Annotated in this window: 14 protein-coding genes and 1 pseudogene; 8 read left to right on the top strand and 7 right to left on the bottom strand. The window is 69.3% G+C overall.

The window, feature by feature from the left end:
- Together BLU84_RS27620 and BLU84_RS23675 are read left to right on the top strand one after the other, a co-directional pair.
- On the top strand, positions 1-255 hold a 255-nt coding region (locus BLU84_RS27620), incomplete at its 5' end, for a hypothetical protein (RefSeq protein WP_211664598.1).
- A gap of 236 nt (positions 256-491) precedes the next feature.
- The gene (locus BLU84_RS23675) at positions 492-935 is read left to right on the top strand and encodes a DUF192 domain-containing protein (RefSeq protein WP_074872975.1); all 444 of its coding nucleotides are present in this window, start codon (positions 492-494) and stop codon (positions 933-935) included.
- Positions 936-1008: 73 nt separating this feature from the next.
- On the opposite strand, the pseudogene BLU84_RS23670 reads toward BLU84_RS23675, so the two are convergent.
- A pseudogene (locus BLU84_RS23670) lies at positions 1009-1243 on the bottom strand (rubredoxin); the annotation flags it as partial.
- 26 nt (positions 1244-1269) lie between these two features.
- Between BLU84_RS23670 and thiE the strand changes: the two are divergent.
- Both thiE and hemL read left to right on the top strand, forming a co-directional pair.
- Positions 1270-1908 carry a thiamine phosphate synthase gene (thiE, locus tag BLU84_RS23665; RefSeq protein WP_074872972.1) on the top strand — a complete coding sequence of 213 codons (639 nt, stop codon included), beginning with the start codon at positions 1270-1272 and terminating at the stop codon, positions 1906-1908.
- Positions 1901-3184 (top strand): glutamate-1-semialdehyde 2,1-aminomutase, encoded by a 1284-nt coding sequence (gene hemL, locus BLU84_RS23660; protein ID WP_074872969.1) that lies wholly within the window; start codon positions 1901-1903, stop codon positions 3182-3184. The genes thiE and hemL overlap by 8 nt, the downstream gene beginning before the upstream one ends.
- Before the next feature lie 85 nt (positions 3185-3269).
- On the opposite strand, the gene BLU84_RS23655 is transcribed toward hemL, so the two are convergent.
- The 3 genes from BLU84_RS23655 to BLU84_RS23645 all read right to left on the bottom strand — a co-directional run bounded on the left by BLU84_RS23655 (position 3270) and on the right by BLU84_RS23645 (position 7257).
- A complete protein-coding gene (locus BLU84_RS23655; RefSeq protein WP_074872965.1) occupies positions 3270-5375 on the bottom strand; it encodes a TonB-dependent siderophore receptor in 2106 nt (701 codons plus the stop codon).
- 231 nt (positions 5376-5606) lie between these two features.
- Complete coding sequence (locus BLU84_RS23650; protein WP_074873033.1) at positions 5607-6023, bottom strand: HIT domain-containing protein; 417 nt, start codon at positions 6021-6023, stop codon at positions 5607-5609.
- A 13-nt stretch (positions 6024-6036) separates the two neighbouring features.
- Complete coding sequence (locus BLU84_RS23645; protein ID WP_074872962.1) at positions 6037-7257, bottom strand: acetylornithine/succinyldiaminopimelate transaminase; 1221 nt, start codon at positions 7255-7257, stop codon at positions 6037-6039.
- A gap of 135 nt (positions 7258-7392) precedes the next feature.
- Here BLU84_RS23645 and BLU84_RS23640 point away from each other — a divergent pair, with 135 nt between their 5' ends.
- From BLU84_RS23640 to BLU84_RS23630, 3 genes are all read left to right on the top strand, one after another.
- Positions 7393-8265: an ion transporter gene (locus BLU84_RS23640; protein WP_074872958.1), complete on the top strand. Its 873-nt coding sequence runs from the start codon at positions 7393-7395 to the stop codon at positions 8263-8265.
- 49 nt (positions 8266-8314) lie between these two features.
- Positions 8315-9919 (top strand): M20/M25/M40 family metallo-hydrolase, encoded by a 1605-nt coding sequence (locus BLU84_RS23635; RefSeq protein WP_139175217.1) that lies wholly within the window; start codon positions 8315-8317, stop codon positions 9917-9919.
- A 441-nt stretch (positions 9920-10360) separates the two neighbouring features.
- Positions 10361-11647, top strand: coding sequence for a DUF3472 domain-containing protein (locus BLU84_RS23630; RefSeq protein ID WP_074872955.1), 1287 nt, complete (start codon positions 10361-10363; stop codon positions 11645-11647).
- A gap of 71 nt (positions 11648-11718) precedes the next feature.
- Here the strand turns inward: BLU84_RS23630 and BLU84_RS23625 are convergent, their stop codons facing one another.
- Positions 11719-12537, bottom strand: a complete 819-nt coding sequence (locus BLU84_RS23625; protein ID WP_074872952.1) for an SDR family oxidoreductase — start codon at positions 12535-12537, stop codon at positions 11719-11721.
- 240 nt (positions 12538-12777) lie between these two features.
- Positions 12778-13434, bottom strand: coding sequence for a protein kinase family protein (locus BLU84_RS23620; protein ID WP_074872950.1), 657 nt, complete (start codon positions 13432-13434; stop codon positions 12778-12780).
- A 170-nt stretch (positions 13435-13604) separates the two neighbouring features.
- Here BLU84_RS23620 and BLU84_RS23615 point away from each other — a divergent pair, with 170 nt between their 5' ends.
- Positions 13605-15560, top strand: a complete 1956-nt coding sequence (locus tag BLU84_RS23615) for a bifunctional DedA family/phosphatase PAP2 family protein (protein WP_074872947.1) — start codon at positions 13605-13607, stop codon at positions 15558-15560.
- A 143-nt stretch (positions 15561-15703) separates the two neighbouring features.
- Here BLU84_RS23615 and BLU84_RS23610 read toward each other — a convergent pair whose 3' ends face one another.
- A complete protein-coding gene (locus BLU84_RS23610; protein ID WP_074872944.1) occupies positions 15704-16291 on the bottom strand; it encodes an LON peptidase substrate-binding domain-containing protein in 588 nt (195 codons plus the stop codon).
- Between the last annotated feature and the right edge of the window lie 301 nt (positions 16292-16592).

The raw sequence follows: 16592 nt of genomic DNA, 5'->3' as shown, positions 1-16592 counted from the left end.
TACAGCATCGTTTCGTTTCGTCAACCACCCGTCGAAACCGCCTGCCGTACCGCGCTCCGTCCGACCTCACCATCCGTCGTCCGGGCCGCGCATCTTACAGCTTCGTTTCAGTTCGTCAACACTCACCGAAACCGCCGTTTTCCGCGCTCCCTACAAGCGCTGTTCCGCTTGCCGGGCCGCGCATCTTACAGCCTGCTTTCGATTCGTCAACACTCGTCGAAAACCGCTGTTTTTGCGCGTTCCCGCATGCGCTGATCTGCTTGCGGGCCGCGCATCGTACAGCATGTTTTCGATCCGTCAACACGTTTCGAAACCGCCGCCTTCCGCGCGTCCCGCCGATCGATGCTGCTGTCGGCGGGCCGCGCATTATGCAGATGCGCCCCGGGTTCGGGAAGGGGGTCGGCAAAAGAATTTTCATGGCGCTTTCGTCTTGACGCCGTCGGGCCGCTGGACGATGTTCGCCGCATCGTCCAGCGCCCAAGGAACCGGCCATGTCGAAGACCTCTGCTGTACTGCTCGCCTGCCTGCTGGGCCTCGCCGCTTGCGCCGGCAGCGGAGGCGGAAGTTGGGTCGAAGTCGGCGGCCAGCGCTTCGCGGTCGAGGTAGCCAAGACCGACGAGGAGCGCGCGCGCGGGCTGATGTTCCGCGACGACATGCCGGCCGATCGCGGCATGGTGTTCGTGCACGACAGCGAGGACCTGCAGGCCTACTGGATGAAGAACACCAAGATTCCGCTGGATATCCTGTATTTCGATTCCAAGCGGCGGCTGGTGTCGCAGCAGCGCAACGTGCCGCCGTGTTCGGCGGGCGACCGCTGCCCGCCTTATCCGAGCGAGGCGCCGGCGCGGTATGTGCTGGAGCTCAACGCCGGGCAGGCGGAGCGGTTGAAGCTGGAAAACGGAGCCGAAATGAAGTTCGGGCCGGGAATCGAGTGAGGGCGGCGACGCCGTAGATCGACTGGCGCGGTCGCTGATTGCGCCGCGCCGGCAGAGAGCTCCCGACGGGCGCTCAGACTTCCATCATTTCGAAGTCGTCCTTGGTCACGCCGCAATCGGGGCAGGTCCAGGTGTCGGGGACGTCGGCCCAGCGGGTGCCCGGGGCGAGGCCTTCTTCCGGCAGGCCCTGCGCCTCGTCGTAGATGAAGCCGCAGACGACGCACATCCAGGTGCGGTAGGCGGTGGTCGCGGCGGCGTCGGACATGGGCGGATAATGCGGTTCGTATGGGACGCGCATTGTCCCACCCCGCCCTCTGCGACGGAAGCCGACCCGATGAACCCCTCCTGGCCGCGCCGCGGCCTCTACGCGATCACGCCCGACGAGCCCGACACCGCGCGGCTGCTGGCGCGCGCGGCGACCGTGCTCGACGCCGGCGCGGCCTGGCTGCAATACCGCAACAAGGACGCCGACGCCGCGCTGCGCCGCGAACAGGCGCTGGCGCTGCTGCCGCTGTGCCGCGCGCGCGCGGTGCCGCTGATCGTCAACGACGACTGGCGGCTGGCCGCGCAGATCGGCGCCGACGGCGCGCACCTGGGCGAGGACGACGGCGAGCTGGCGGCCGCGCGCGCCGCGCTCGGGCCCGAGGCCATCGTCGGCGCGTCCTGCTACGACGACATCGCCCTGGCCCGCTCGGCCGCCGCCCACGGCGCCAGTTATGTCGCCTTCGGCGCGTTCTTCCCCTCGCCGACCAAGCCGCACGCCCGCCGCGCCGCGCCGCAGTTGCTGGCGCAGGCCGCGCCGCTGGGCCTGCCGCGGGTGGCGATCGGCGGCATCACCCCGGACAATGCGCGCAGCCTCGTGCGCGCCGGCGCGGATCTGCTGGCGGTCATCAGCGGCGTGTTCGACGCGCCCGACCCGGCCGCCGCCGCGCGCGCCTACCTTTCCTGCTTCGAAGACCCTGCCCATGAATAACGCCCGCTCGCACGAACTGTTCGCCCGCGCCTCGCAACTGCTGCCCGGCGGCGTCAACTCGCCGGTGCGCGCGTTCAAATCGGTCGGCGGCGAGCCGTTTTTCGCCGCGCGCGCGCAAGGCGCGTATCTGTACGACGTCGACGGCAACCGCTATGTCGACTACGTCGGCTCCTGGGGCCCGATGATCGCCGGCCACGCCCATCCGCAGGTGCTCGCCGCGGTCGAGCGCACCATGCGCGACGGCCTGAGCTTCGGCGTGCCCAACGCGCTGGAAGTGGCGATGGCCGAGGAGATCGTCAAGATCGTGCCGAGCTGCGAGATGGTGCGCATGGTCAACTCGGGCACCGAGGCGACCCTGTCGGCGATCCGCGTCGCCCGCGGCGCCACCGGCCGCAGCCGCATCGTCAAGTTCGAAGGCTGCTATCACGGCCACGGCGACAGCTTCCTGGTCAAGGCCGGCAGCGGCGTGATGACCCTGGGCCTGCCTAATTCGCCGGGCGTGCCCTCGGCGCTGGCCGACCTCACCCTCACCCTGCCCTATAACGATTTCGATGCTGCGACCCAGCTGTTCGACGAAGTCGGCGACGAAATCGCCGGCCTGATCATCGAGCCGATCGTCGGCAACGCCAACTGCATCCTGCCGCGCGAGGGCTATCTGCAGCACCTGCGCGCGCTGTGCAGCAAGCACGGCGCGCTGCTGATCTTCGACGAAGTGATGACCGGTTTCCGCGTAGCCCTCGGCGGCGCGCAGGCTTTGTACGGGATCGAGCCGGACCTGAGCACCTTCGGCAAGATCATCGGCGGCGGCATGCCGGTCGGCGCTTACGGCGGCCGCCGCGAGCTGATGAGCCAGGTCGCGCCGTCCGGCCCGATCTACCAGGCCGGTACGCTCAGCGGCAATCCGGTGGCGATGGCGGCCGGGCTGGCGACGCTGGCGCTGATCCAGGCGCCGGGCTTCCACGCCGACCTGGAGCGCCGCACCCATGTGCTGTGCGACGGCCTGGAAGCGGCCGCGCGCGAGGCCGGCGTGGCCTTCCACACCACCCGCGCCCCGGGCATGTTCGGCCTGTATTTCCGCGAGGGGCCGGTGGAAACCTTCGAGGACGCCAAGGCCTCGGATACAGCTCGCTTCAACCGTTTCTTCCACGGCATGCTCGAGCGCGGCGTGTATCTGGCGCCGTCGGCGTTCGAGGCCGGGTTCGTGTCGAGCGCGCATGGCGAAGCCGAGATCGCCTACACGCTGGAAGCGGCGCGGGCGGCGTTCGCGGCGTTGTGATCGCTGCGGCGCATCGCCGCGGTCGCACAAACGAAAGGGCCGGCTGATCAGCCGGCCCTTTTTGTTGTCGCAACCGCCGGATCGATCAGAACGAGAACGTAGCGCTCAGGCCGACGTTGCGGCGCGCGCCGAACCAGCAATCGCCGCGGCCCATGCATATGCTGAAGTAGCGCTTGTCGGTCAGGTTGTTGACGTTGAGCGCCCAGCGCCATGCGCCGGTTTCGTACGACACCAGCGCGTCGGCGAGAGTCACCGACGGCGTGGTCGGCGCCGGCGGGCTGTCGAAGGCGCTCATGTAGCGCAGGCCCAGGCCGGCGGCGAAACCCTCGCGGCCGCCGAGGCTGAAACGCTGCTTGCCCCAGACCGCGGCCTGATGGCGCGGCGTGGCTTCGAGCTGCTTATCGTTATCGAGGTAGTTGTAGTGCGCGGTGATGTCGAACGACTCGGTCAACCGGCCGGTCACCTCGAGTTCCAGGCCGCTGACCTTGGTCTTGCCGGCCTGGATGTTGGTGTTCGGATTGCGCGGGTCGGCGATCAGGCGGTTCTTCTCGCGCAGTTCGTAGGTCGCCGCGGTGAAGCTCAGGTCGCGGCCCGCCGGTTCGAACTTCACGCCGGCTTCGATCTGCTCGCCCTCTTGCGGGGTGTAGCGCGCGCCGGTGATGGCGTTGCTGCCGGCCAGCGGGGTGAAGGATTCGCTGTAGCTCAGGTACGGCGACCAGCCCGCCCAGTCGTGGAACATCACGCCCAGGCGCTTGGTGGTGGCGCTGGAGTCTTCGTCGCGCTGTCCGACGATGCCGTTCTTGACCCGGTCGTGGCGCAAGCCGGCGACCACGATCCAGTGCTCGCCGACCTTCATCTGGTCCTGCAGGTATACGCCGAGCTGGCGCTGGCTGCTCTTGACCGGCGCCGGCAGCGGCGGCTGCGTATAGGGCACGTACACCGGGTCGAAGATGTCGATCGGCGGGACGGTGTCGAACATCTGCGCCTCGTCCTGCTTGAAGCGCGAGGCGTCCAGGCCGGCCAGCATCTGATGCTCGACCGCGCCGGTCTTGAACCGGCCTTCGACGTGCTGGTCGATGTTCTGCATGCGCACTTCGGTCTTGGCGAACCAGCCTTCGCGCGGCAGCAGGCGCTGCTGCGGATCGACGAAGGGAGCCAGCGGGCTCGCGAACGGATTGCCGTAGACGCTGACGTAGTCGACCTTGTTGCGTGCGGCGCGGAAGGATTGGCGCACGCTCCAGTTTTCGTTGAAGCGGTGCTCGAACTGCCAGCCCGCGGTGGTGCGGTCGGTGTCGTAGTGATCGCCGGGGTTGCCGATGTAGCGGTCGATCGGCACGCGGCCGTTCGGATTGGGCGCCAGCAGGCCGCTCCAGCCGAAGAACTGCGCGGTCGAGCCGGTGCGGTCGCGCTGCCAGCGCAGTTGGAGGGTCAGCGAAGTGTCTTCGCTCGGCTTCCAGGTCAGCGAGGGCGCGATCAGGCGGCGGTCGTCGTCGACCTGGTCGACCTGGGTTTCGCTGTCGCGGTAGACGCCGACGATACGGTAGAGCCAGGTGCCGTCGGCGGTCAGCGGGCCGGTGAAGTCGGCGTTGACCTGGCGGCGCTCGAAGCTGCCGAGCTGCACGCCGATCTCGCGCTGCGCCTGCGCCTGCGGGCGCTTGCTGACCAGATTGATCACGCCGGCGGTGCTGCCCTGGCCGAACAGCATCGACGAGGGACCGCGCAGCACTTCGATGCGCTCGAGCATGTAGGGATCGGTGCGCATCGAGCTGGTGTAGTAATTGAACGAGCTGCGCAAGCCGTCGAGGTACTCCGTCGGCGAGCTGCCGCGGATCAGGGTCCAGTCGCCGCGCGAATCCAGGCCATAGGCGTCGGAACGCACGCCGGCGGCGTAGCCGAGCGCTTCCTGCACGCTCAGCGCGCCCTGGTCGGTCATGCGCTCGCGGGTGACCACGGTGATCGCCTGCGGGGTCTCGCTGATCGGCGTTTCGGTCTTGGTCGCGGTGACGGCGGTGGCGGCCTTGTAGCCGTCGCCGACGCTCTGCACGACGACGTGGTCGAACGTGGTGGCCTTGCGGTCGGCGTCGGCGTCGGCCGGGGCGGCTTCGGCGGCGTGCGCGGCGAAGGCCGGCAAGGTCAGCGAAAAAGCGATGGCCAGGGTCAGGGGCGCCAGGGAGGGGCGGCGGCGGGACATGAGGGGGTGGCTCCGGAGGCTACGGCAAACGAGAATTATTATCGTTTGAATCGTGGCTGCGGGTAAAGACCATGGATTTGCGGGGTTTCGTAGCCGCCCGAAGCCGCTGCGGGATCGGCGCGAGCTGCGGCCGCGGGGCGGCCGTTTGCGCTGTTCGCACGGCTTGCGCCGTTTGCGCGGTGTCGCGGTCGCGGCTTGCGCCGCTCCTACAGGGGGCTTCGGAGCGCTGCGTCAGAGGCAGGCGGCGATGCGCGCGGCCAGTGCGTCGAGTGTTTCGCGCGGGGTCGGCGCGGGAACGCCGTTGGGGTAGACGCGCATCAGGCCGTCGCCGATCCGCCTGGGCTGCACGTGCAGGTGCACGTGCGGGACTTCCTGGCCGCCGGCGTGGCCGTTGGATTGCCACAGGTTGAGCCCGGGCGGCGCGCCGTCGGCGGCGAGCGCGCGCGCCACCCGCACCGCCAGCGCCATCAGCCGGCCGGCGGTGTCTTCGTCGAGTTCGTACAAGGTTTCCACGTGCCGGTTCGGCACGATCAGCACGTGGCCGTCGACCGCCTGACGCAGGTCGACGAAGGCGGCGACGTGTTCGTCGCGATGCACGAAGCTCGCCGGCGCGGCGCCGGCGAGCATTCGGCAGAACACGCAGTCCATCATCCGGCCCGGCTCAGCGGCCGAGGAACTGCAGCAGCGCCGCGCGCAGGCGCTGCAGGCCGTCGGCGATGTCGGCGTCGCCGATGTTCAGCGCCGGCACGAAGCGCAGCACGTCCGGCCCCGCCTGCAGCAGCAGCAGGCCTTGTTCGACGCAGCGGTCGAGGATTTCGCCGGCCTTGCCGGCATGCTCGCCGCGCAGCTGCGCGCCGATCATCAGGCCGCGGCCGCGCACTTCGGAAAACAGCCCCAGTTCGGCGTCGAGCGCGGCGACGCCGGCGCGGATCGCCTGCGCCTGGCGGGCGACATTGGCCAGCAGCTCGGGCGAGCGCAGCTCGCGCAACGCCGCGCCGGCCACCGCCGCCGCCAGCGGATTGCCGCCGAAGGTGGTGCCGTGGGCGCCGAACTGCATCGACTGCGCCGGCTTGGGGCCGACCAGCATCGCGCCGATCGGGAAGCCGCTGCCGAGCGCCTTGGCCAGGGTCACCACGTCGGGCGTCACCCCATAGGCATGACAGGCGAACAGCTCGCCGGTGCGGCCCATGCCGCACTGGATCTCGTCGAGGATCAGCAGCGCGCCGTGGCGGTCGCACAGCGCGCGCAGGCCTTGCAGGAAGGCCTCGCTGGCCGGCGTCACCCCGCCCTCGCCCTGCACCGGCTCGACCAGCACCGCGCACACCGCGCCGTCGGCCATCGCCGCCTCGGCTGCGGCGAGGTCGTTGAACTCGCTGTAGCGAAAGCCCGGCGGCAGCGGTTCGAAACCTTCGTGGTACTTGGGCTGGGCGGTGGCGGTGACCGCGGCCAGGGTGCGGCCGTGGAAGCTGCCGCGGAAGCTCAGGATGACCCGGCGCTCGGGCTCGCGGCCTTCGCCGGTGGCCCACTTGCGCGCCAGCTTGATCGCCGCCTCGTTGGCCTCGGCGCCGGAGTTGCACAGGAACACGCGCTCGGCGAAACCGGAGGCCGACACCAGTTGTTCGGCCAGGCGCAGCGGCGGCTCGCTGACGAACACGTTGCTGGTGTGCCACAGCTTGCCGGCCTGCTCGGTCAGCGCCGCGATCAGCGCCGGGTGCGCGTGGCCGAGCGCGTTGACCGCGATGCCGGCGCCGAAGTCGACGTATTCGCGCCCGTCCAGATCCCACACCCGCGAGCCTTTGCCGTGGTCGAGCACGATCCGGCGCGGGCGGTAGACGGGCAGGTAGTAGCGCTCGGAAAGGGCGTACAGCGAGGCGGTGTCCATGGGCGGCAAGGCGTGGGCTGGGAGGAGAATCGCCATTGTCGCAGGTCGCCCCGGCGCGTGCAGGCGCGGCTGCGGGCATCACGCCGCGCTGGCGCGGGCGAGGCAAAATGACCGGCCCGCGAGGAGAGGACAGGCATGCGACTTCTGCTGGACCCGCAACTCAACCCGGCCACCGAATCGGGTTGGCGCCGGCGCTGGTTCGACATCATCTACCGCCACGACACCCCGTCGTCGCGCAATTTCGACCTGTTGCTGATCGGGCTGATCCTGGCCAGCGTGCTGGTGATCATGGGCGACAGCGTGCCGCGCTTTCATGCGCGCTGGTCGGGCTGGCTGTACGGGCTGGAGTGGATCTTCACCGTGCTGTTCACCATCGAATACGGCCTGCGCCTGGCGGTGGTGCGGCGGCCGTGGCGCTACGCGCTGAGCAGTTGGGGCCTGATCGACCTGCTGTCGATCCTGCCGACCTACCTGTCGCTGCTGATCCCGGGCAGCCAGAGCCTGCTGGTGGTGCGGGTGCTGCGCATGCTGCGGCTGTTCCGCATCCTCAAGCTGACCCAGTACGTCGAAGAAGGCGGCATGCTGGTCGGCGCGCTGTGGCGCAGCCGGCGCAAGATCTTCGTATTCATCAGCGCGGTGCTGACCGTGGTGGTGATCTTCGGCGCGCTGATGTACGTGGTCGAAGGCCCCGAGCACGGCTTCACCAGCATCCCCACCGGCATGTACTGGGCCATCGTCACCATGGCCACGGTCGGCTTCGGCGACATCGCGCCGGCGACGCCGCTGGGCCGCTTCATCGCCTCGGTGCTGATCCTGATCGGCTACAGCGTGATCGCGGTGCCGACCGGCATCTACACCGCCGAGCTGGCCAGCAGCCTGCGCGAGGCCAGCCACGAGCGCGGCCACCTCGATCGCCGCGGCTGCCCGCAGTGCGGGCTGGAAGGCCACGACCCGGAAGCGCTGTTCTGCCGCAATTGCGGGCATCATCTGCCCACGCCCATGGGCTAGCCGCGCGCGGCGCCCCGGGCCGACACCGTCCATGCCGAGGGGAAACGCCATGCGCCGTCGCCGTACCGTTGTGCCGCTGTCTGCTTCGCTGCTGTCCGCTTCGTTGTTGTCCGTCGCGCTCGCGGGCTTCGTTCCCGCCGCCGGCGCCGCGCCGCCGCCGAAGATCGCCATCACCGAGACCGCCGCCTTCGATGCGGCCTCGGTCGCGCCGTTCGCCGGCGACTACGCCGACGTCTACGCCTATCTCGACAAGCAAGGCGCGCACAACCTCGCCCAGTTGCAACGCTGGGTTCGCCAGCCCTCGATCAGCGCGCAGAACAAGGGCATCGCGCAGATGGCCGAACTGCTGCGCGCGGACTTGCAGCAGTTGGGCTTCCGCGACACCGCGCTGGTGCCGACCACGGGCCACCCCGGCGTGTACGGCTATTACGACGCCGGCGCCGAGCACACCCTGGTGGTGTACATGATGTACGACGTGCAGCCGATCGAGCCGACCGGCTGGAAGGTCGACGCCTTCGCCGGTTCGCTGGTGGACGAACCCGGCCTGGGCAAGGTGTTGATGGCGCGCGGCGCGACCAACCAGAAGGGCCCGCAGCGCGCGTTCCTCAACGCCCTGGACGCGGTGATCAAGACCCGCGGCAAGCCGCCGGTGAACCTGATCGTGCTGGCCGAAGGCGAAGAGGAACTGGGCTCGCCGCACTATCCCGAAGTGGTGGCCAAGTACGCCGACACCTTGCGCAAGGCCGACGGCGTGTTCTTCCCGATGAACACCCAGGACCGCGACGGCAGCGCGTCGATGTTCCTCGGCGTGAAGGGCATCCTCTATATGGAGCTGGAAGCCAAGGGCAATCCGACCAGCGGCGGTCCGCAGCGCTCGGAGGTGCATGGTTCGCTCGCGGCCAAGCTCGATTCGCCGAGCTGGCGCCTGGTGCAGGCGCTGGCGACGCTGACCGGGCCGGACGGCGAGATCGCCGTGCCCGGCTATCGCGACGCGATCCGCGCGCCCAACCGCGAGGAGCAGCAGTTGTTCAACGGCGTGGTGCGCGACCGCGCCGAGCCGGCCAAGCAGCTCGAATCGCTGGGCGCGGCGCGCTGGAAGAACGGCCGCGACTATCGCGATGCGACCGCGGCGGAGCTGTTCGACACCACGCTCAACATCGACGGCCTGGTCGCCGGCTACACCGGCGAAGGGGTCAAGACGATTCTGCCGCACCGCGCGGTGGCCAAGGTCGATTCGCGCCTGGTGCCGAACCAGACCCCGGACCAGGCGCTGGCGCTGATCCGCAAGCGCCTGGACGACCAGGGCTTCCAGGACATCGAGATCCGCAAGCTGTCGGGCTATCCGCCGGCGCAGACCTCGGTGCAGGCGCCGCTGACCCAGGCCGCGCTGAGCGTGTACCGCAAGTACGGCCAAACCCCGCCGGTGGCGCCGCGCATCGCCGGCAGCGCGCCGTATTACGTGTTCACCCAGACCCTGGGCCTGCCGATGATTTCCGGCGGGCTCGGCCACGGCAGCGGCGCGCACGCGCCGAACGAATACATGGTGGTCGAGCCGGCCAAGGGCTCGAAGATCGCCGGGCTGGCGCAGGTGGAGCGGTTCTATGTCGATCTGCTGTATTCGCTGTCGGATGCGTTGAAGCAGCCGAAGAAATAAGCGATCCGAGCGCGGCGGCCGGCGTCCTTCGCGGCGCCGGCCGCTGCGTTTGCGCATGCGAAATCCTGCCGCGCCGCCGCGGGAATCGGATTCGCCTATCCTCGCCGCAGCATCGAAAGCTTGAGCCCGCGTCGGCTTTCGTTTTCTCCGCCTGCCCTTCGCCGCATCGCCTCGCCGCAACCGCCCTTCCGCGCGTTTTGCGACGGATTCCCTGTCCGCGGCGCGCGCGAAAACTTTCACGGCGCGATTGTTCCGGCGCAATCCCGCGCCGCCGTTGACGCGCGGATTTACACGCCGCGACCTGCATTGACGCTGCCCGCAAAGCGGCGGAGTAATCGCCGCCGACGCATCCTCGCGCCGCACGCGCCGATGCGCACCCAGGATTCGGACGGCCGCGTCAGGCCGCCCGACGGCGATCCCTCCCGCACACGGAGAACGACCATGCGATCCACCGCTACACGGCTTCTGCTGTCACTCGCGCTGCTGCCGCTCGCGCTGCTGTCCGGCGCGTCGCTCGCGCAAACCAAGACCGTCGTCCCGCTGGGCGGCAACGCCTTCATCACCCGCACCGCGTCCGCCGGCGAAGAACTCGTCGACGATACCGGCCTGCACAACTGGAGTTCGAAACAGGCCGTCGCCAGCGTCTACTTCTACGTCAAGCGGCCCGGCCAGCTCGATCTGAGCCTGGTCGGCGGCTTGAACGGCGCGACCCGCAGCACGGTCGAGGTTTCGGTCGAAGGCCAGCGCCGGCTCGCCGTGCTGGCCAGCGGCGCGACCACCTTCCCGGCCGGCCGCTTCGAAGTGTCGCGGCCCGGCTACGTCAAGGTCGACCTGCGCGGCGTGCGCAGCGACGGCGATTACTACGGCGACATCAGCGGATTGGAAGTCGGCGGCAGCGCCACGTCCGCGGGCTTGGTGTTCGCCAACGACCCGGCCAATTTCTACTGGTCGCGGCGCGGGCCGTCCGGGCACCTGGGCTTCTCGGTGCCGGACAACACCGAGTATTTCTACAGCGAAGTCACCGTGCCCAGGGGCCACGACCACATCGGCACCTACTTCATGGCCAACGGCTTCAACGGCGGCTATTCCGGCATCCAGGTCAACTCGGCCAGCGAACGGCGCGTGCTGTTCTCGGTGTGGGATTCGCCGACCGGCAAGACCACGTTGTTGAAGAAGGGCCCCGACGTCGTCGCCCAGGATTTCGGCGGCGAAGGCACCGGCGGCCAAAGCTTCCTGCGCTACGACTGGAAGCCCGGCCAGACCTACCGCTTCATCACCCGCGCCCATCCGGACGGCAACGGCAGCACGCTGTATTCGGCCTGGTTCGGCCTGCCTTGCGCGAACGGCCGGCGCGATTGCCCGTGGAAGTTCATCGCCACCTGGAAGTACGACGGCGCCTCGACCTATCAAAAGGGCGTGTACTCCTTCATCGAATGCTTCAACCCCGCCCTGGGTTATCTGGACCGCAAGGCCTGGTACGGCAATCAGTGGGCGGTGAGCAACACCGGCGCCTGGACCGAAATGACGTCCGCGCGCTTCACCGTCGATGCGACCGCGAGCAACCGCCAGCGCCTGGACATCACCGGCGGCGCGGCCGCGCCGGCGTTTTATCTGCGCAACACCGGCTTTTTCAGCCGCGCGGAAGTCGCCGGCACCGTGTTCACCCGCAAGCGTTCGCACGCGCGGCCCAACGTGAATCTGGCGGCGTTGCCGGAACCTGCGCTCTAAGTCGCCCGCAAAAAGAAAAGCCCCGCATCCGCGGGGCTTTTTTCTTGCGCGGCATCCGGCTGCGACGCGGATCAATCCAGGAACAGATCCGGCAGCAGCGGCTTGCCCGGCTCCACCGCGTATTGCTCGAAGTCGGTCACGCCGGCTTCCTTCAACACCTCCTCGTCGATGAGGAAATGGCCGTAGAAGTCCTTGGCCGGACGCACCAGCACTTCGCGCACGGCGTCGGCGACGATTTGCGGTTTGCGGCAGCGGTCGGTGGGGATGCCGGGGATCATGTTCAGGGCATCCGTGGCGATTATGGTCTTCGGCCAGAGGGCGTTGACCGCTACTCCGGTTGGACCGAATTCGCCGGCCAGGCCCAGGGTCACGAAGCTCATGCCCATCTTGGCCAGGGTGTAGCCGGTGTGCGGCGTCCACCACTTCGGGTCCAGGCTCGGCGGCGGCGCCAGGGTCAGGATGTGCGGGTTGGCGGCCTGCTTGAGATACGGCAAACAGGCCTGCGCGCACAGGAAGCTGCCGCGCGCGTTGACCTGCTGCATCAGGTCGAAGCGCTTCATCGGCGTGTCCAGCGCGCCGCGCAGCCAGATCGCGCTGGCGTTGTTGACCAGGATGTCGATGCCGCCGAACGCGTCGGCGGTCGCCGCCATCGCGGCCTGCACTTCGTCTTCTTCGCGGATGTCGCACTTGAGCGCCAGCGCGCGGCCGCCGGCGGCCTCGACTTCGGCGGCGACGCTGTGGATCGTGCCCGGCAGCTTGGGATTGGCCACCGCCGACTTGGCCGCGATGGCGATGTTGGCGCCGTCGCGCGCGGCGCGCAGCGCGATCTCGCGGCCGATGCCGCGCGAGGCTCCGGTGATGAAGAGGGTCTTGCCTTGGAGAGTGGACATGAGCGGCCTGGAATCGAGAGGGGACCGGAACGCGGATCGCCGCGCGCGCGGCGCGGCGTGCGGCCTCATCCTAAACCCAATGCCGGACGCGGCGCTGGTCCGTAGGGCGCGTTCGCCACCGCGGTCGCGCAAGCCGGACCGTACGTTTCAAACGATGGTGTTTGAAACGTCGCGCTTCGAATGCGTGTCGTCGATGACCTCATCGCTTGCGCGCCGTGCGCGAGAGTCCGGCCGCATCGCTCAGGGCTTGGGCCCCTGCCCCTCGTTGTCTTCCCAATGCAGGATGCGCCGGGTCACGAAGCGGTACACCGGCTTGCCGGTGACGAACCACAGCTCGCGCACCCAGGAATGGCGCTTGAGCACGCGCCGCTCGACCGGGGTCAGGAACTGCGGGCAATAGGTGCGCTTGTGCTTGAGCAGATGGCGCAAGTCCTCGCGCGCAAGCAGGCGCATCCAGCGCGAGCGCGGGTCGCCGCGCACGGCGAGCTGGAAATCGATGATCGCCGGGGCGCCGTCGGTCAGCACCAGCCAGTTGGCTTCCTTGGCCAGGTCGTTGTGGGCCAGCCCGCGCCGGTGCAGGCGCTGCAGCAGGCGCCGGGCGCTGCGGAAATAGGCCAGGTCGCCGTGCGGCGGGCGCTGGTACATGGCCGCGCCGGCCAGGTAGCTGCGGTCGAGCTTGCGCCCGTCCCAGCCGAGCAACTGCGGGGTCGCCTCCAGGCCGGCGATGCGCTGCAGCGCGCGCGCCTCGCGCCGCGCCAGCCACCACGCCGGCAGCCGCAGCCACCACGGCACGTGGCCCAGGTCGCGGCGCACGAACAGGCCGCGGCCGTCGCGCATCAGGGCGATGCGGCCGAAACTATCGGCCTTCAGCGCGGTCACTTCGATCACTTCCGACATGCGGTGAAGTGTACTTCGCGCCGGCGCGGCCCGGCCCGACGGGGCCCTGCGCGGGCATCGGCGGGCCGCTCCCGGCCGGGTTACAGGCCGTCACCGACGGTCACGCCCAGTGCGTTCGGTCACGCCGCCGCTTCATCCTCGCCACAGCCCGCCCTGCCTATAATCGACCGATGGATTCCGCCTGGCTCGAAAGCGCGACCGCATGGATCGCGGCCCATCCCATCGCCGCAGGCATCGTGATCTTCCTGATTGCGTTCTGCGACGCCCTGATCATCCTCGGCATCGCCGTCCCCGCCCTGCCCTTGCTGTTCGCGGTCGGCACCCTGGTCGGGCTGGGCCACATCAACGGTCCCTATGCATTGGCTTGCGCGACCCTGGGCGCCTTCGCCGGCGACGGGTTGAGCTACTGGATCGGCCACCGCTGGGGGCCGCAACTGCGCCAGCGCTGGCCGTTCTCGAAGTATCCGCAATGGATCGACCGCGGCGAGACCTTGTTCCACCGCCACGGCAGCAAGAGCATCGTGATCGCGCGCTTCGTCGGCGCGGTGCGGCCGTTTGTGCCGGCCATCGCCGGCATGCTGCACATGCCGATGCGCCGCTACGCGATTCCCAGCCTGTTCGCCTGCGTGACCTGGTCGGCGCTGTTCCTCGCCCCGGGCTGGGTGCTGGGCGCGTTGCTGGTGGCGGTAGCGGCGGTGTGGGCCGGGGTGCTCTACACGTGGCGCTGGTTCGCCAACCACGCCGACAACCTGCTCGCGCGCGCGCTGCGCTGGACCCGCGCGCATCCGCGCCTGGGCCGCTACGCCGGCGCGCTGATCGATCCCAACCGCCCCGAATCGGCCTCGCTGGTGATGCTGGCGGTGTGTCTGCTGGCGATCAGCTGGATCTGGTTCACCCTGCTGGCGACCTTGCTGGCCAGCGGCGGGCCGCTGCAGATCGACCACACCGTGCACGAGTTCATGTGGACCCTGCGCAATCCGCTGGCCGACCGGCTGATGGCGGCGCTGGCCTGCCTGGGCGATCCGATGGTGCTGGCGCCGGCTTCGATCGCGGTGCTGGCCTACCTGGCCTGGCGGCGGCGCTGGATGGCCGCGGCGCATTGGGTCGCGGCGATCGTGTTCGGCCTGGCGCTGACCTCACTGCTGGAATGGGCCATCGACATGCCGCGCCCGCCGACCGCGCCGGCCGGCTTCGGCTTCCCGTCGGTGGCGGTGACCATGACCACCATCGTGTTCGGCTTCTTCGCCGTGCTGATCGCGCGCGAGCTGCCGGGGCGGCAGCGGGTGTGGCCGTATTTGCTGGCCGGCGTCATCACCACCTTGGTCGGCTTCGCCCGCCTGTACCTGGGCGCGCACTGGCCCAGCGACCTGATCGGCGGCACCTTGTTCGGCATTTTCTGGCTGCTGGCGCTGGGCATCGCCTATCGCCGCCACGTCGCCCGCTCGTTCTGGATGCGGCCGCTGGCGTGGCTGTTCTACAGCGTGTTCGCGGTCGCGGCGCTGTGGCACGCGCCGCGCGCGGCCGACCCGCTGCTGGCCAAGTTCGCCTCGGCCAAGCCGAGCACGGTGCTGGACGCGCAGCGCTGGTGGCAGCACGATTGGAGCACGCTGCCGGCGCAGCGCAACGAGCGCGACGCGCGCCGGCGCTGGCCGCTGGACCTGCAGGTCGCCGGCCCCTTGCCGCCGCTGCGCGCGACCCTGGAAGCCGCCGGCTGGCGCGTGCAGGAACAGGCCGGCTGGCTCAACACCATCGCCCTGCTCGACGACGACACCCCGCCGCGCGAGCAAGTGGTGCTGCCGGCGACGCTGGACGCACAGGCCGAATCGCTGCTGATGCTGCGCGACGGCCCGACCCCGGATGTGCAGTACGCGCTGCGCCTGTGGCCGGCGCCGGCGGTGCTGTCCGACGGCACTCCGCTGTGGATCGGCACCACCCAGACGCTCAAGCTCAACAAACCGTTCGACGCGGCGGCGCTGTGGTTGCCGCAGCCCGACGACGGCGTCGCCCACGCGCAGGTGCGCCGCGCGCTGATCGGCTACACCACCGTGCAGCAGGCGCATCCGAAGAACGGCGTGGAAGTGCTGCGGCTGCGTTCGCAGTACACAGGGCCGCAGGCGGCGCCTTGAGCGCTGCGGGTTGAGGCCGGCGGCTTCTAGGCACGTGGCGGCTTTCGGGATCGGGTCGTTTATCGAGCGCCGCGCTTAAAGCAAGCGGCGCTTCGAGACACTGCGCTCGCAGGCGAGCGTCGCCAATCGCGATCGGACTGCGCTCATGGCAGCAACGCGAGCAAGTGCTCCAGCCGCTCGTGCGGATCGTCCAGTTGCAACAGCATCTGCCGCTGCGGCAACGACAGCGGCAGCAGTTCGGCCAGACGCCAACCGACCCAGGCCGCGTCGTCCAGACGCGAATGCGGCGCCAGTGCATGCTCGCCGCCAGCCTGCTCGAGCAAGCGCTCCAGCAAAGTGACCAGCAGCGAATGCTGCGGCTGCACCACTTCATCGCCATCGGGCTCGCACCAGCGCACCTGCGCCACCTGCAAACCGTTGTCGCGCACCCGCGCACGCTCGGCGCGGAAGCGACGGGCGCCGCGCACGCGCAAGGTCAACAGACCGTCCTCGCCGGTGCCGAAATCCTCGATCAGCGCCTCGGTGCCATAGGCGGCGGCACTGGCCGGCTCGCCGACCTCCTCGCCCTGCATGATCAGACACACCCCGAAGCCGCGGCCCTGACGGCCGCATTCGCGCACCAGATCGAGATAGCGACGCTCGAACACGCGCAGCCCCAAGCTCGCACCGGGCAGCAGCACGGTGTGCAGAGGAAACAATCCCAGCGAGTCGGCGGTGGAATCGGGTGGCATGGGGAGAGTTTAACTGCGGTCGCACAGATGTGTAGAACCGGCTCCTCCGCCGCAGCTATAGCTATTGCCGTTGCTGCTGCCCCCGCTTCCCCCGCCGCCCCGAACTCGCCACAGGCAGTCGTAGACCCGATAGGGCGGCGCACAGGATGTGCGCCGTGCGCCACCCAGGCCATGGATGGCCTGTGTGGCGCATCCCTGCGCAAGCGCCGAACCTTAGTGGCTCTTGATTCGAAAACAAGGAAAGCGCCTTTCTTTGGTTACTTTCTTTGGCAAGACAAAGAAAGTGACCCGGCCGCTTGCG

This window comes from Lysobacter enzymogenes, from assembly GCF_900106525.1.
Lineage (GTDB): Bacteria > Pseudomonadota > Gammaproteobacteria > Xanthomonadales > Xanthomonadaceae > Lysobacter > Lysobacter enzymogenes.
The sequence above is the reverse complement of the archived record's forward strand: the minus strand, read 5'-3'. Positions and strand labels throughout refer to the sequence as shown.

Coding starts and splice junctions, on each gene's coding strand:
- BLU84_RS23655 (WP_074872965.1), bottom strand. CDS start 5,375: ATGTCCCGCCGCCGCCCCTCCCTGGCGCCCCTGACCCTGGCCATCGCT.
- BLU84_RS23615 (WP_074872947.1), top strand. CDS start 13,605: ATGGATTCCGCCTGGCTCGAAAGCGCGACCGCATGGATCGCGGCCCAT.
- thiE (WP_074872972.1), top strand. CDS start 1,270: ATGAACCCCTCCTGGCCGCGCCGCGGCCTCTACGCGATCACGCCCGAC.
- BLU84_RS23610 (WP_074872944.1), bottom strand. CDS start 16,291: ATGCCACCCGATTCCACCGCCGACTCGCTGGGATTGTTTCCTCTGCAC.
- BLU84_RS23620 (WP_074872950.1), bottom strand. CDS start 13,434: ATGTCGGAAGTGATCGAAGTGACCGCGCTGAAGGCCGATAGTTTCGGC.
- BLU84_RS23630 (WP_074872955.1), top strand. CDS start 10,361: ATGCGATCCACCGCTACACGGCTTCTGCTGTCACTCGCGCTGCTGCCG.
- BLU84_RS23645 (WP_074872962.1), bottom strand. CDS start 7,257: ATGGACACCGCCTCGCTGTACGCCCTTTCCGAGCGCTACTACCTGCCC.
- BLU84_RS23650 (WP_074873033.1), bottom strand. CDS start 6,023: ATGGACTGCGTGTTCTGCCGAATGCTCGCCGGCGCCGCGCCGGCGAGC.
- BLU84_RS23625 (WP_074872952.1), bottom strand. CDS start 12,537: ATGTCCACTCTCCAAGGCAAGACCCTCTTCATCACCGGAGCCTCGCGC.
- BLU84_RS23635 (WP_139175217.1), top strand. CDS start 8,315: ATGCGCCGTCGCCGTACCGTTGTGCCGCTGTCTGCTTCGCTGCTGTCC.
- BLU84_RS23640 (WP_074872958.1), top strand. CDS start 7,393: ATGCGACTTCTGCTGGACCCGCAACTCAACCCGGCCACCGAATCGGGT.
- hemL (WP_074872969.1), top strand. CDS start 1,901: ATGAATAACGCCCGCTCGCACGAACTGTTCGCCCGCGCCTCGCAACTG.
- BLU84_RS23675 (WP_074872975.1), top strand. CDS start 492: ATGTCGAAGACCTCTGCTGTACTGCTCGCCTGCCTGCTGGGCCTCGCC.